Source organism: Sorangium sp. So ce176, from assembly GCF_051519835.1.
GTDB classification, from domain to species: Bacteria; Myxococcota_A; Polyangia; order Polyangiales; family Polyangiaceae; genus Sorangium; species Sorangium cellulosum_G.
Map to the genome: position 1 here is coordinate 11,776,256 of NZ_CP150371.1, position 13,297 is coordinate 11,789,552.

Consider the following 13,297-nt stretch of genomic DNA (forward strand, 5'->3'; position numbering starts at 1 on the left):
ACGCGGCGGGGCTGTACTAGAACTTCGAGACGAGGTCCGGGTGGCGAAGAGCAAGAGCGAGCCGCGAGCGAAGCGAACGAAGGGGGCCGATGCGCCGCAGCCCGAGGGCACGGCGAAGGCGGGTCCCCGATCCGGGGCGGAGGACGCGGAGGCGGACGTCCCGCCCGACGCGGGTGAGGCGAACGGCGCGGCCCCCCGGCCGACCTTGAAGCGCCGCGCGCGCCCCTCCGCGAAGGCAGCGGGGCGCGCGCGCGGCGGCGAGCCGCAGCCCGCGGCCGGCGACGACGACGGCGCGCGCGAGGACGACGACGAGGCGGACGCCGCGCCCGAGAGCAGCGCCGAGAAGGGCGACGTCGACGAGGGCGACGTCGTCGAGGTCGTCGGCGAGGTCATCGACGACGCGAGCGTCGACCTGAACGACATCGAGATCCCGCGCTCCTCGCGCCTCAGCGCCAGCGAGGGCCGCGGCAGCGGCGACGCGGCGCTGTCGCGCACCGACCCGCTGCAGGCCTACCTGCGCGAGGTGCAGCGGCACCGGCTGCTCACGCCGGAAGAGGAGAAGGAGCTGACGGTCAAGTACGTGAAGACGCAGGACGTCGCGACCGCCGCGCGGCTCGTGACGGCGAACCTGCGGCTCGTTGTGAAGCTCGCGTACGAGTACCGGCGCGCCTACAAGAACATCATGGACCTCATCCAGGAGGGGAACATCGGCCTGATGCAGGCCGTGAAGCGCTACGACCCGTACCGCGGCGTCAAGCTCTCCTCCTACGCGGCCTGGTGGATCCGCGCGTACATCCTCCGCTTCATCCTCAACAACTGGCGCCTGGTGAAGCTCGGCACGACGCAGGCGCAGCGGAAGCTCTTCTTCAACCTCAACAAGGAGAAGGCGAAGCTCTCGGCGATGGGCATCGAGCCCACGGCGGCGGAGATCGCGAAGCGCCTGTCGGTCGAGGAGAAGGAGGTGGTCGACATGGACCGCCGCCTCTCGAGCGGCGAGGCGTCGCTCGACGCCCCGGTCGGCGATCTCGAGGGGCGCTCGATCCCGCGCGTGGAGATGCTCGTCTCGTCGGGGGTGGGCCCGGACAGCGCCTTCGAGGCGAGCGAGATGGGCATGCTCGTCCACGATCGGCTCTCGAAGTTCCGCGAGACGCTGAAGGGCAAGGACGTGATCATCTTCGACAAGCGGATGGCGGCGGAGGATCCGCTCACGCTCCAGGAGCTCGGCAACGAGTTCGGCATCTCGCGCGAGCGCGTGCGCCAGCTCGAGGCGCGGCTCCAGTCGAAGCTGCGCACGTACCTCCAGGAGGAGCTCGGGGACGCCGTCGAGGCGGACTAGGCCTTGTCGATCGGCGGCGAGCAGGGTGGGGCGAGCGGCCACGGGTGCCTCTACGTGGTCGCGACGCCGATCGGCAACCTCGGCGACATCACGCTGCGCGCGGTCGAGACGCTGCGGGCGGCGGACCGGATCCTCGCGGAGGACACGCGGCGCGCCCGCTTGCTCCTCGGCCACCTCGGCGTCTCGGGCAAGCCGGTCGACCGGTTCGACGCGCACGCCTCGGAGGCGGACGCGGCGCGGGCGGCCGCGCGGCTCGCGGCGGGCGAGTCGATCGCGTTCATGACCGACGCCGGCACGCCTGTCGTCAGCGATCCAGGGACGGCGCTGGTGCGCGCGGCGACGCAGGCGGGGGCGCGCGTCGTGGCGATCCCCGGGCCGAGCGCGGTGATGGCGGCGGTGAGCGCCTCGGGGCTCGTGACGGGGGGCTTCCGCTTCGTGGGGTTCCTGCCCCGCGGCGGGCGCGAGCGGCGCGAGGTGCTGGCGCTGGTCACCTCGACGCCGGAGGCGGTGGTGCTGTTCGAGTCGCCGCGGCGCTTCCGCGAGACGCTCGCGGATCTCGCCGAGCGGATGCGCGATCGTCGCGCTGTCGTCGCGCGCGAGCTGACGAAGGTGCACGAGGAGATCCTGGGCGGCACCGTGGAGGAGCTCGCGGCGCTCGAGCGGGAGTGGCTCGGCGAGATCACGCTCGTGCTCGCGCCCGCCGAGCCCTCCGCCGCGGGCGCCGGGCTGGACGACGCGGAGATCGACGCGCGGATCGATCGCGAGCTCGCGCAGGGGCGCCGGGCGAAGCACATCGCCGAGGAGCTGTCGGTCGAGCTCGGCCTGCCGCGGAGGGAGCTCTACGCGCGCGCGGTGGCGCGGCGGGGCGCGTCGCGCGAGTAGATCACGCGGTCACGTGTGCCGGCCCTGCCCTCGCGCCTTCAGGGCGTCGACCACGTGCTTCACGTCCTGCGCGCGGTCGCGCGGCACGATGAGCAGCGCGTCGTCGGTCTCGACCACCACGAGGCCCTCCACGCCGACGAGCGCGATCACCCGGCGGTCATCGTCGCCGCCGGAGCGCGCGCGCAGATCGACGAGGTGGTTGCCCTGCGCGTCGACCAGGACCGACCCGGCGGGCGCGCTGTTGCCACGCTCGTCCTTCTCGGCGAGCTCCCAGGCGCTCTGCCAGCTCCCGAGGTCGCTCCAGCCGAAATCGCCGGGCACCACCGCGAGCCCGGCCACGTGCTCCATCACGCCGTGGTCGATGCTGACGGCCGGCAGGCGCGGGAACACGCGCCGCACGGCCTCCGCCTCGGCCGCGGCGCCCAGCGCGGCCGCGCTGTCGATCTCGTCGAGCCCCTCGGCGAGCGCGGGCAGGTGGGCGCGGATCGCCGCCCGCATGTCGCCCGCGCGGAAGATGAACATGCCCGCGTTCCAGAGGAAGCGGCCGCTCGCCACGAACTCCGCGGCGCGCTCCCGGCTCGGCTTCTCGACGAAGCGCAGCACCTTGCGGGGCGCCGCGCTCGCTGCGCCCGGCGCCTCCTCCGCCTCGATGTAGCCGAAGCCCGTCTCCGGGTGCGTCGGGCGGATGCCGATCGTCGTGATCGCGCCGCCCGAGGCCGAGGCGACGGCGGCCTCCAGCACCTCGAGGAACCGCGGCACGTCGGCGATGTGGTGGTCGCTCGGGAGCACGACAACGACCGCGTCGGGATCGTCGCGCGCGATGGTCGCCGCGGCCCAGCCGATGCACGGCGCCGTGTTGCGCGGCGCCGGCTCGACGAGCAGGCGCCGCTCGGAGACGTCCGGCAGCGCGGCGCGCGTGGGCGACACGAGGTGCTCGCCTGTCGCGATCCAGATGCGCTCCCAGCCGGCGCTCCCCCCGCGCGCGCACAGCGGCAGCACCCGGCGCGCCGTGGCGGTGATGAGCGGCTCGCCGCCGAGCAGGGGGAGGAGCTGCTTCGGGCGCGCGGCGCGCGACGCCGGCCAGAAGCGCGTGCCCGCGCCGCCGGCGAGGATCAGGACATGGACGGGGGTGTCGGTCAGGCTCATGGGCGATCGTTGCGGGGTACAATGTCGAACATGGCGTCACGGTCGCGGCGCGATGGCAGGGGGATTCGTCAGGAGGGGCCGGGCAGCGCCCGCGCGTAGGCGACCATCGCGAGGCCGAGCGGGATGACCCACAGCGCGAGCGCGGCGATGCGCCGCCGCTCGGCGAGCGCGCGGAGCGCGGCGGCTCCGGCAGCGGCGCAGACGAAGGCGGCGAGCAGGCCCAGCGCCACGGCGCCCGGCCCCGGCGAGGGGCCGTCGAGCGCGCGCGCGTCGGCGAGCCCCGAGACAAGGAGCGCGGGGATGCTCAGCGCGAGCGCGGTCTCGACGGCGCGCGCCGGCCGGACGCCGAGCCAGAGCAGCAGCACGAGCGCCGCGCCGACGCGCGATCCGCCCGGCAGCGCCGCGAGCCCGTGCGCCGCGCCGGCCGCGATCATCCCGGCGAGCGACGGCGCGTCGGTCCCCGCGCGACCGCCGCGCCGCGGCGCGGCCGCCGTGCTCGCGAGCGCCGCGCCGGTGGCGAGCAGGCCGAGCCCCACCGCGAGCGGCGCGCTCCCCCAGCGCGCGACGTACGGCCGGAGCGCCGCCGCCACGATCAGGCTCGCCGCGGCGCCCAGCGCGAGCAGCGCCGCGTCGCGCGCTGGCGGCGACGTCCTGAAGAGCGACGGCCGCGCGAGCGCCCGGGCGCCCTCGGCGAGCGAGCCCCGGAGCCGCCGCCGCACGGCGAGCGCGAGCGCCGCGGCCGCCGCGAGCGCCTGCGCGGCCGCGAGCCACGCGTCGCCGTCGGCCGCGCGGAGCCAGAGCCGCGCCGCGGCGCCGTGGCCGGTCGCCGAGATGGACAGCGCGAGCGCCGCCCCCTCGACGGCCGCGAGCACCGCGACGTCCACGAGACCCACGCTCGACCGATACTCCAGCCCGGCGCTTCCTGTCGATCCCGAGCAGCGCCTTCGAGCGTCGCCTCACCGCGTTGCCGCGCCGCAGCGCGGCGCGACCTGGAGCACGAGGGTTCGAGGGGCAGCGCGGAGCCCGCGGAACATCCTGGAGAAACAGCATGAAACAGCGCGCGGGCGCCGGCTGAGAGCGCCGCCCCTTCAGGGTTTGCCGGCTTGCCGCGGTTCATCTTTTCACCTACATAACCCCCTGGATCTGGCGCTCTCCCGCCCGCGGCGGGGGAGGGCGAGCCGAGCGAGGTTCCGTTCGATGTTGATGGCATACGCCAGCGTTGCCGCGTTCTTCCTGGTGGCGATCGGCTTCGTCCTCGGCTCTCTGCTGTTCGGCAAGCTGCTGCGCCCGAGCAACCCGTACCCCGAGAAGGTCGCGACGTACGAGTGCGGGGAGGCGCCCGTCGGGCCCGCGTGGTTCAACTTCAACCCGCGGTTTTACATCGTCGCGCTCATCTACATCGTCTTCGACGTCGAGATCGCCTTCCTCTACCCGGTCGCGGCGGTGTTCAAGCGCTGGGTGGACCAGGGCAGCGGGCTGTTCGCGCTGATCGAGATCTTCCTCTTCGTGGCCATCCTGATGCTCGGCTTCGTCTACGTCCTCGTGAAGGGCGATCTCAACTGGATCCGCGCCATCAAGGGGGATCCGCGCGGGGCGCAGAACGTGACCAGCCGGGCTCAGCCGCGCGCGTCGCTGACGACCGCGAGCGCGGGCGACGTCGCGCCGCCGGGCCTGGCGGCGGGGCATGCGGCCGTCGCCGAGGCAGGAGCGGAGTCATGACATCGAACCTGAACCTGATGGCCCCGCCCCGCGGCTGGGAAGCGAAGTACGAGAGCGACGGCGGCGGCGTCATCACGACGAGCGTCGATCAGACCGTCAACTGGCTCCTCAACTGGGGGCGATCGAACAGCGTCTGGTACATGCTCTTCGGCCTGGCCTGCTGCGCCATCGAGCTGATGCAGACCGGCGGCCCGCGCGGCGATCTCGAGCGCTTCGGCGCGGCCCCGCGGCCGAGCCCCCGGTCGAGCGATCTGTTCATCATCGCGGGGACGCTGACGTACAAGATGGCGACCCGGGTGAAGCGCCTCTACGACCAGATGTCGGAGCCCCGCTTCGTCATCTCGATGGGGAGCTGCTCGAACTGCGGCGGCCTCTTCCAGTACGCCTACTCGGTCTGCAAGGGCGTGGATCAGATCATCCCGGTCGACGTCTACGTGCCCGGCTGCCCCCCGCGCCCCGAGGCGCTCCTCGAAGGGCTCCTGAAGATCCAGGAGAAGATCAAGAGCGAGCGGGCCCTCGACCGCCGCGGCGCGACGGGCGGCTGATTCATCCACCCTGGCCACCCCGGCACCTCATGACACCCGAAGAGACCTTCCAGGCGCTACAGGCGAGCCTCGGCGAAGAGGCGGTCTTCGACTTCCACCCCGTGTCCGCGAAGGACCGCGACGCCTGGTTCCAGGTCGCGCCCGAGAAGATCGAGGCCGTGTGCAGGCACCTGCGCGAGGCGCCGGAGCTCGCCTTCGATTACCTGGAGTGCATCACCGGGGTCGACTATCCCGATCTGAAGAAGATCGTCGTCGTCTATCACATCTATTCGTACGCGAAGAAGCACCGCGTCGTCCTCAAGGCGTTCCTCGATCGCGAGAGCCCGTCGGTGCCGACGCTGGTCGACGTGTGGTCGGCCGCGAACTGGCAAGAGCGCGAGTGCTACGACCTGCTCGGGGTGCGCTTCGAGGGGCACCCGGACCTCCGGCGCCTGCTCCTGCCCGACGACTGGGAGGGCCACCCGCTCCGCAAGGACTGGCAGGAGAAGGCGGAGTACCGCGGCATCCCGACGCAGCGGCCGAACCCGATCGAGCTCTTCAAGATCAAGCTCCCGAAGAAGGAAGCGGACGCGTCATGAGCCAGGTCATCTTCAGCGTCGACCGCGGGGGCGAGGGGCAGGAGATGGACGACGAGATGACCCTCAACATGGGGCCTCATCACCCGTCGACCCATGGAGTGCTCCGCTTCGTCATCTCCACGGACGGCGAGATCATCCGGAAGGCGGTGCCGGACGTCGGCTACCTGCACCGGAGCATCGAGAAGATCGGCGAGCGCTGCACCTACAGCGGCTTCATGCCGTACACCGATCGCGTCGACTACATCGCGGCGATGTTCGCCAACGAGGCCTGGGCGAGCGCCTGCGAGAAGCTGATGGGCATCGAGGTGCCGAAGCGGGCGCAGTACCTGCGCGTCATCTCCTGCGAGCTCAACCGGATCGGGAGCCACATGATCGCGCTCGGCGCGATGGCGATGGACGTCGGCGCCGTCACCCCCTTCCCGTGGGCGCTGCGCGAGCGCGAGCACATCAACGACTTCATCGAGGAGCTGTGCGGCGCGCGGCTCACCTTCAATTACCACCGCATCGGCGGCGTCTCGTTCGACATGCCGAAGGGGTGGGCCGACAAGGTGAAGCGGTGGCTCGACGGCTTCGAGCCGATCATGGTCGAGTTCGACCGGCTCATCAGCCTGAACGACATCTTCATCAAGCGGCTGGCGAACGTCGCCGTGGTCACGGCCGAGGAGGCGAAGGACTGGGGGCTCGTCGGCCCCAACCTGCGCGCCTCCGGCGTGAAATGGGATCTCCGGAAGGAGGACGCCTACTCGGTCTATCCCGAGCTCGAGTTCGACGTCCCCGTGGGCCGCGGTCGGTACGGGACCGTGGGCGACTGCTGGGACCGGTTCTACGTCCGGGTCGAGGAGTGCCGCGAGTCGGCGAAGATCCTCCGCCAGGCGCTCGACAAGATCGACGAGCACCCCGAGGACGACATCCTGGGCAAGCTGCCCAAGAAGATGAGGCCCGACGGCGAGGCCTACGCGCGGATCGAGAGCGCCCGCGGCGACATGGGGTGTTACGTGATCGGGCGGGGGGCGGAGGAGGCGTACCGGGCGCGGTTCCGGACGGGGAGCTTCACCGCGATGGGGATGATCGAGGCCAAGAGCCCCGGGCTATTCCTGGCCGACCTCGTGGCGCTCATCGCGAGCTTCGATGTCGTCGCGCCCGAGATCGACCGGTAGCGTGGTGGGGAGAGGCCTTAGGCGCCCCCGGCCTGGCCGCCGAGGATCTCCGGACACTTCTCGCTGAGCGCCGCGCACGCCGCGGGCGGCTCCGCGGCGGTGTCGAGCGGCGTTGCGCACGTGATCGCCTTCAGGGCCTGGACCTGGGCCGTCATGCAGGCCTTGTACTCCGCCACGGTGGCGGTGCAGTCCGTGAAGCCCGCGGTGGCGCAACCCTCGTCCGGCGGGGGCTGCTCCGGCTCGCTCATGCACTCTGCCTTCGTGGCCTCGCAGTCAGCACCCCCGAAGGCGCTGGCGAACGCGCCGGCGATCTCGCACACGTCCTCCTTCGTGACGGTGGCCGACGCGGCGAGATCCTGGCACACCGCCTGAGACTCCTCGGCCGTCAGGCTGCTGAGCTGCTTGCCGTCGAGGTCACCTCCGCTGTTGACCTCGTCGCCCCCGTCGTCGTCGCCGCCGCAAGCCGCGAGCGCGAGACCAGCCATCAGAACCCCGACAAGCTTCATCCGTGTCATTCAAGCTCTCCTTGATCGAGATTGCTCACCTGAGCGTACCCGCGCGGCGCTCGAGGGCGGCTCCGTCGAAGGAAGCGAGCGGATTGTATCCGTCCACCGGGCAGACGCGCGGGAGCGAGCATACTACGGTCACGATTGAATTTTGCTTCCCGTTGGAAACAAAAACCTCGGCCGCCTCCGGCGCGAGCCTCGCCGCGCGCGGCCGAGGCGCTCTCCGGCCGTGCGCCTCCGGGGCCGTCATGTAGCGCGCCGGCGACTCCGCGGGCGTGCGGGAGACCCCGGCGGCGCCGCCTGCTCACCGCTGCGGCCGGCCTCCCATTGCGCGACAACGCGCTTCGGCGCGACGCGACGCCAGGCTCCTGCGAGCAGCTCTTCCAGGAGCGTCCGGTCGACGCGACGCAGCTCCACCCGGGTCCAGCCCTGGTGTCCCCACGGCGTCACCGAGAAGACGTCGGGCTGCGCCTGCACCAGGCTGTCCTGCTCGTCGAGCGACAGCTTCAGGACCGCGCTCTCCTGATCCACCCAGTGGGTCGCGAAGATCTTCCCTCGCACGCGGAACGACGGCTTGCCAAAGTGGTCCTGCTCCTCGGCCTCGGGCAGCGACAGCGCGAGTCTCTGGAAGTCATCGGAGGAGATCATGACGGTACGCCTCGGCAAGTGGGATGGGACGCTGTCGTGACGGGGCTCAGGCCCGGACCGCCTCGAACACCCGGAAGAAGCTCGGCGCCTCGCGCACGCACGTCACGCAGAGCCCCGCTGCCTCGAGCGACGCGCGGTACTCGGCCTCCGTGCGCTCGCGTCCACCCGTGTTCACGAGCATGTTGATGTCGCTGAACGTGAGGATCCAGTCAAGGGTCGCGTTCCCGCGCGCGGTGGGCGCGGGCGGCTCCACGACGAGGAGGCGCGCCCCGTCGGCGATCGCCTCGCGGCACTTGCCGAGGATCTGCAGGCTGCGCGCGTCGTCCCAGTCGTGGATCACGCTCTTCATCACGTAGACGTCGGCGGGCGGCGGCGCCGCGTCGAAGCGCTCCCCGCGACGAACGACGCGCGGGCGGCGACGCCGCGCGACGCGAACAGCGCGAGCGCGCCCTCGCGCGCGTGCTCGAGATCGAAGACGGCCCCCTCCACGGCGGGGTGGGCCTCCAAGATCGCGCAGAGCAGGGCGCCGTGGCCGCCGCCCACGTCGACGACCCGGCGGACGCCGCCGAGGTCGATGGCCCCGACGATGCCCGGCGCGACCCCGCGGGTGAGCTCGACCATGGCCTGGTGGAAGATCGCGGCGGCGCCAGGATCGCGCCCCGCCTCATCTTGAGGAGCGCGACGTCGGGGGTATTGTAAAGATTTTACCTCGCCGCGGGGTCCTGCCGGCCAGGTCGAGCCGCGCGGCGGGTCGAGCGCCGCGACCTCAGGGGCCTTCGCTCTCCGTCTCCTCCTCCTCGTCCTCGAAGAACCCCGGGCACTTCTTCTCGAGCGCGACGCACTCCGCGGGCTTCTGCGTGAAGTCGGCGAACGTCGATTCACACGTGAGCGCCGCGACTGTATCGACCATGGCGGTCGCGCAGGCCTTGAACTCCGCGACCGTCGCGGTGCAGCCGGCGAACCCGAGCCCCTCACACGATCCGGCCTCCTCGGCCTCCTCGGGCTCTTCCGGAGCGCTGATGCACTCCTGCTTGGCGGTCTCGCAATCCATTCCGACGATGGTGGCGGCCATCCCCGCGAGCTCGCATCTGTCCTCCTTCGAGAGCGCCTCGGCCTGCGCGCCGACGTCATGGCACAATTCCTCGGATTCCTCGGCCGTCAGGGCGCCGAGCTGCTTGCCGTCGAGCTCGCTCCCGGTCTCGCCCCCGTTGCCCACGTCGTCATCGCCGCACGCCACCAGCGCGAGGCCAGCCATCAGAAAACCGAAGAGCTTCATCCGTGTCATGTCGAGATCTCCTTGTACGAGAACGTTCATCCGAGCATGCCCACGCGGCCCTCGAGGCGACGCCACCGCGCCTGGAAGCGCTGGGCGTGAGGGCGTCTCGGCAACCGCGATGGACAGACGGGCCTACGTTCGACGAGAGATTTCCTTTCCTGCGTGAGGGGCGCGCGCAGCTTTTCGGCGCCTGCCTCGCCCGCGCCAGCCCTTGCCCTTCTCGTCACGCCGACCACCGCGGGTCTACCGCGGGGCCATCTCCGGGAGCCAGCTTGCGTCCGATTCCCGCGTATCTACGTGGCCACTGACAGGTCAATCTCGGGTCCGATTGACAGTCTCCGCCGATTGACCACCTACTCCTGCCGCCGATCGCAACGCCCGTCGTAGGACCCATGATCCTCGTTCGATGGGCCGAGGATCTCGATGAGCTCCGCCCGCGCCCTCGTCGGGGTCGTCCCGGTGAACTGCTTCACGTCCCGCGCGAGGTGCGCCTGGTCGTAGTAGCCGAACCGCTGCGCGAGCTCCGCCCACGTCCCCGAGGCGCCCGCCTTGAGGTGCTGCACCAGCCGGTCGAAGCGCACGAGGCGCGCGAGGAGCTTGGGCGGGACGCCCACGTGCTCGCGAAACAGGCCGATGACGTGCTTCTGGCTGTAGCCGAGCTCGCGCGCGAGGACCCGCATGTCGACCGCGCCCCCGCGCTCCTCGATCCGCCGGAACGCCCACGAGACAACGCCCGTCTCGATCCGGGCCTCGTCGATGCGCTCGCCGAGCGCGCGCTCGATCAGGTCGAAGCGCGCGTCCCAGGTGGGGAGCTCCTCGAGGCGCTCCGCCAGCCGGGCGTGCTTGCGGGGGAGGAGATCGCGGGCGGACACCACGCGCCCGGTGAGCTCCGCCATCGGCACGCCGAAGAAGAGCCGCGCGCCGATGGGGGTGAGGTTCACCTGGAGCCCGCGCTGGAGCCCGTCGTGCTCGGTGATGGTGAAGGTGTCGTCGATGCCCGCGACGAAGCCGCCCGGGTACCGGGAACAAGGGCGATCGCCCCCGGCGTCGAACACGCGAAGCGGCGGCCCGAACTCGATGATGACGACGACCTGCGGCCTGGGGAACTCGCGCCGCCGCAGCGGTCCCGGCGTCTCCTCGGTGTAGCCGCTGAAGTCGCGGAGGTACGGGCGGAGGCGTGGCGCCGGGGGCCGGGTCGCGAGCTCCCACCGGCTCTCACCGGACGAGCCGCGGACTATCCGTGCACAAGGGACCAGCGCGTGCATCGAGGGAAACGGTACTCCTCGGCGCAGGCCGGCTCAAGCCGGCGTCAGTCGCGTCAGTCGCAGGCAGGCGCCTCTTCCTGGTACGCGATCCCGCTGTCGACCGGCACCTTGCCGCCCTGATCGTGGGGAACGATCACGTGGCATTCCCCCTCGGTCACGTTGCCTGCCGCGTCGACCGCCCGGACGCCGAGCGTGTAGACGCGCGCGTCGCCGTTGCCCTTCCGCTCCGCGAGGAGGTCCACCGAATCACAGCCGAGGTTCGCGATGTCCACCTCGGTGTTGCCGTCGCCCGTGTCGTTGCGCGGCTCGTCGCTCGCCGCATAGGTGAAGCTCACCTGCACGTCGTCGTCACAGGCGTCCTCCACCGCGACGCAGTCATCCACCGTGACGGTGTGGAACTTGTGGTTCGGCGGCCAGAGCTCGGGCTGCCTGTCCGTGAGCACCGGCGCGACGGTATCGACAACGACGAGCTCCGAGGTGCAGAGCGACGCGAGCGCCGCTTCCCCGCCCGCCACCTCTGCGGTCACCACGATCTCGTGCGCGCCGAGCGCGAACGGCCCCTCCGCGGAGACAGACACTGTCGCCTCGGCGCAGGTGCCCGTCGAGAGCTGCGCATAGATGGTCTCGACGTACGCGCCCGAGGGCGCCGTGCACTCGACGGTTCGCTCCTCGCCGCACACCCACTCACCCTCCGGGATCGCGGCACCCGGGTCGACACACTCCGCCACGAGGGCCTGTGAGCCGCCGCCGATCGGCTCGTCCTTGCACCCGAGGAACAGCGAAGTGACGGAGACCACACCCAGCAACCCGAGGAGACTGGCTTTCTTGATCATGCGGATAGGGATAGCAAACGCACTCTCGTGGATGCGAGATGAAATCGGTGTGGAGGCGCGGAAAAATATCGATGCTTGTGGCGCTCCAGGGCTCATTTTGTTGAGCCGTTTTCAGAAGCCCCGAGAAACACTCTCGTTTCGGTCACCGCGAAGGTGCGTTGTCCGCGCATCCGCGCCCACGCGGGCCGACCCTCGGCCCTTCTGTCGCGCGGACGCGGCGCCGGTCGCGCGGACGCCGCGCCGGGCTCAGCGGATCGTCGCGCAGCACCTGAAGCCGAGGTGGTAGTTCGCGTGCCACGCGTTCTCCATCGGCTCCACGTGCCACCGCGGGCTGAAGGCGCAGTGATCGGGGTAGGTCTCCCGGCCCTTCTTCGGCCGGGGGGCGTCGTGCTCGCGGGCTACCTCGACGTAGAACCAGGCGCTCCCCTTGAGCTGGCTGTACAGCTTGCCGTCGTCGCGGTCGCGGCGGGTCATGATCTCGGCGACGTTGCCGTGCTGATCGAAGACCCCGAACCGCGAGCGGCACGCAGGGTACGACCCCGCAGGCTCGGTGTCTGTCGCGCAGGTCTGGTAGGCAGAGCGCGCTGTGTCGCCGTCGCAGGGCTTGCCGTCGATCTCGCGGTGCCGCGTCTGCGTGTGGCAGACGGTGAGGTCGAGCTCGTCGCCATAGGCGTACGTCCTCGGCGCGCCGCCCTCCGGGTCGCCGCGGCACGCGAGGCTCCACTCGTCCTCGGTGCACAGGCGCTTGCCCTGCAGGCTGCACACGGACGCCGCCTGCGTAGGGCTCGCCCACACCATCGGCAGCTCGCACGGCTTGTTCGGGAACTCGAAGATGTCGATGCAGAACGCGGCCGGCTTCGGCTTCCCGCGGGCGGTCTTGAAGACGGGCACCATGTTCTCGTGGCCGCCGCAGCGGGCGCGCTGCTCCTCCGTCTGGAGGACGACGCCCTCGAGGCCCTCGAGGCACTGCTGCTTCGAGCGCGTGTGCCGCGCGAGCTCCTTGTTGCCCTGGTTGATGCGGGCCGGCGTGCCGCCGCCGAAGTTCTTCTCCAGGAAGAGCTCGGGGTTCTTGAGCCTGCGCTCGCGCTCCGTGAGCTCCTTCAGCGAGAAGAGCCGCACCAGATCCTCGCGCGCCTCGTGGTGCGTCGCCATCGGATCGCCGGCCGCCACCGGCGCGCCGGCATCGCCGGTCGCCGCGGGAGCCCCCGGGGCCGCGCCGGCATCGCCGGGCGCCGCAGGGGCCGAGGCCGCGGGCCCCGCCGACGGCGCGGGGGCGCTGGCCGCCGGCGGCGCGGCGCCGGCGTCGCGGCCGCGATCGGCGTCGCCCCGGGAGCAGGACAGCGGCGCAGCGGCGAGCGCCGCGAGCGCGACGCGCAGGGGACGGGAGGGCTTCGACACCGGGAGCG

14 protein-coding genes and 1 pseudogene are annotated in these 13,297 nt (G+C 71.6%); 6 read left to right on the forward strand and 9 right to left on the reverse strand.

What is annotated here, in order from left to right:
* Positions 1 to 40 precede the first annotated feature (40 nt).
* Together WMF42_RS44470 and rsmI are read left to right on the forward strand one after the other, a co-directional pair.
* Positions 41 to 1,336, forward strand: coding sequence for an RNA polymerase factor sigma-32 (locus WMF42_RS44470; RefSeq protein WP_437689339.1), 1,296 nt, complete (start codon positions 41 to 43; stop codon positions 1,334 to 1,336).
* A gap of 3 nt (positions 1,337 to 1,339) precedes the next feature.
* A complete protein-coding gene (rsmI, locus tag WMF42_RS44475; protein ID WP_437689341.1) occupies positions 1,340 to 2,218 on the forward strand; it encodes a 16S rRNA (cytidine(1402)-2'-O)-methyltransferase in 879 nt (292 codons plus the stop codon).
* A 9-nt stretch (positions 2,219 to 2,227) separates the two neighbouring features.
* Here the strand turns inward: rsmI and WMF42_RS44480 are convergent, their stop codons facing one another.
* A complete protein-coding gene (locus WMF42_RS44480; RefSeq protein WP_437689343.1) occupies positions 2,228 to 3,364 on the reverse strand; it encodes a mannose-1-phosphate guanylyltransferase in 1,137 nt (378 codons plus the stop codon).
* Positions 3,365 to 3,432: 68 nt separating this feature from the next.
* Entirely contained in the window at positions 3,433 to 4,257 is an 825-nt protein-coding gene (locus WMF42_RS44485) for an undecaprenyl-diphosphate phosphatase (protein ID WP_437689345.1), read from the reverse strand.
* Positions 4,258 to 4,561: 304 nt separating this feature from the next.
* Here WMF42_RS44485 and WMF42_RS44490 point away from each other — a divergent pair, with 304 nt between their 5' ends.
* From WMF42_RS44490 to WMF42_RS44505, 4 genes are read left to right on the forward strand one after another with little or no spacing between them, the layout of a single operon-like run.
* Positions 4,562 to 5,083, forward strand: a complete 522-nt coding sequence (locus WMF42_RS44490) for an NADH-quinone oxidoreductase subunit A (RefSeq protein WP_437689347.1) — start codon at positions 4,562 to 4,564, stop codon at positions 5,081 to 5,083.
* The gene (gene nuoB, locus WMF42_RS44495; protein ID WP_081427129.1) at positions 5,080 to 5,628 is read left to right on the forward strand and encodes an NADH-quinone oxidoreductase subunit NuoB; all 549 of its coding nucleotides are present in this window, start codon (positions 5,080 to 5,082) and stop codon (positions 5,626 to 5,628) included. The genes WMF42_RS44490 and nuoB overlap by 4 nt, the downstream gene beginning before the upstream one ends.
* 29 nt (positions 5,629 to 5,657) lie before the next feature.
* On the forward strand, positions 5,658 to 6,206 hold the full coding sequence (locus tag WMF42_RS44500) for an NADH-quinone oxidoreductase subunit C (protein WP_061613384.1): 549 nt from the start codon (positions 5,658 to 5,660) through the stop codon (positions 6,204 to 6,206).
* Positions 6,203 to 7,363 (forward strand): NADH-quinone oxidoreductase subunit D, encoded by a 1,161-nt coding sequence (locus WMF42_RS44505; RefSeq protein WP_061613383.1) that lies wholly within the window; start codon positions 6,203 to 6,205, stop codon positions 7,361 to 7,363. The genes WMF42_RS44500 and WMF42_RS44505 overlap by 4 nt, the downstream gene beginning before the upstream one ends.
* 17 nt (positions 7,364 to 7,380) lie before the next feature.
* Here the strand turns inward: WMF42_RS44505 and WMF42_RS44510 are convergent, their stop codons facing one another.
* The 7 genes and pseudogenes from WMF42_RS44510 to WMF42_RS44540 all read right to left on the reverse strand — a co-directional run bounded on the left by WMF42_RS44510 (position 7,381) and on the right by WMF42_RS44540 (position 13,289).
* Positions 7,381 to 7,878 (reverse strand): hypothetical protein, encoded by a 498-nt coding sequence (locus WMF42_RS44510; protein WP_063816021.1) that lies wholly within the window; start codon positions 7,876 to 7,878, stop codon positions 7,381 to 7,383.
* A gap of 237 nt (positions 7,879 to 8,115) precedes the next feature.
* Positions 8,116 to 8,517: an MmcQ/YjbR family DNA-binding protein gene (locus WMF42_RS44515; RefSeq protein WP_061613381.1), complete on the reverse strand. Its 402-nt coding sequence runs from the start codon at positions 8,515 to 8,517 to the stop codon at positions 8,116 to 8,118.
* A 46-nt stretch (positions 8,518 to 8,563) separates the two neighbouring features.
* Positions 8,564 to 9,138, reverse strand: a pseudogene (locus WMF42_RS44520) (methyltransferase).
* 145 nt (positions 9,139 to 9,283) lie between these two features.
* Positions 9,284 to 9,802 (reverse strand): hypothetical protein, encoded by a 519-nt coding sequence (locus WMF42_RS44525; protein WP_437689351.1) that lies wholly within the window; start codon positions 9,800 to 9,802, stop codon positions 9,284 to 9,286.
* Positions 9,803 to 10,146: 344 nt separating this feature from the next.
* The gene (locus tag WMF42_RS44530) at positions 10,147 to 11,058 is read right to left on the reverse strand and encodes a helix-turn-helix domain-containing protein (RefSeq protein WP_437689353.1); all 912 of its coding nucleotides are present in this window, start codon (positions 11,056 to 11,058) and stop codon (positions 10,147 to 10,149) included.
* Positions 11,059 to 11,111: 53 nt separating this feature from the next.
* Positions 11,112 to 11,891: a hypothetical protein gene (locus tag WMF42_RS44535; protein WP_437689354.1), complete on the reverse strand. Its 780-nt coding sequence runs from the start codon at positions 11,889 to 11,891 to the stop codon at positions 11,112 to 11,114.
* A gap of 246 nt (positions 11,892 to 12,137) precedes the next feature.
* Positions 12,138 to 13,289 (reverse strand): SUMF1/EgtB/PvdO family nonheme iron enzyme, encoded by a 1,152-nt coding sequence (locus WMF42_RS44540; RefSeq protein WP_437689356.1) that lies wholly within the window; start codon positions 13,287 to 13,289, stop codon positions 12,138 to 12,140.
* Between the last annotated feature and the right edge of the window lie 8 nt (positions 13,290 to 13,297).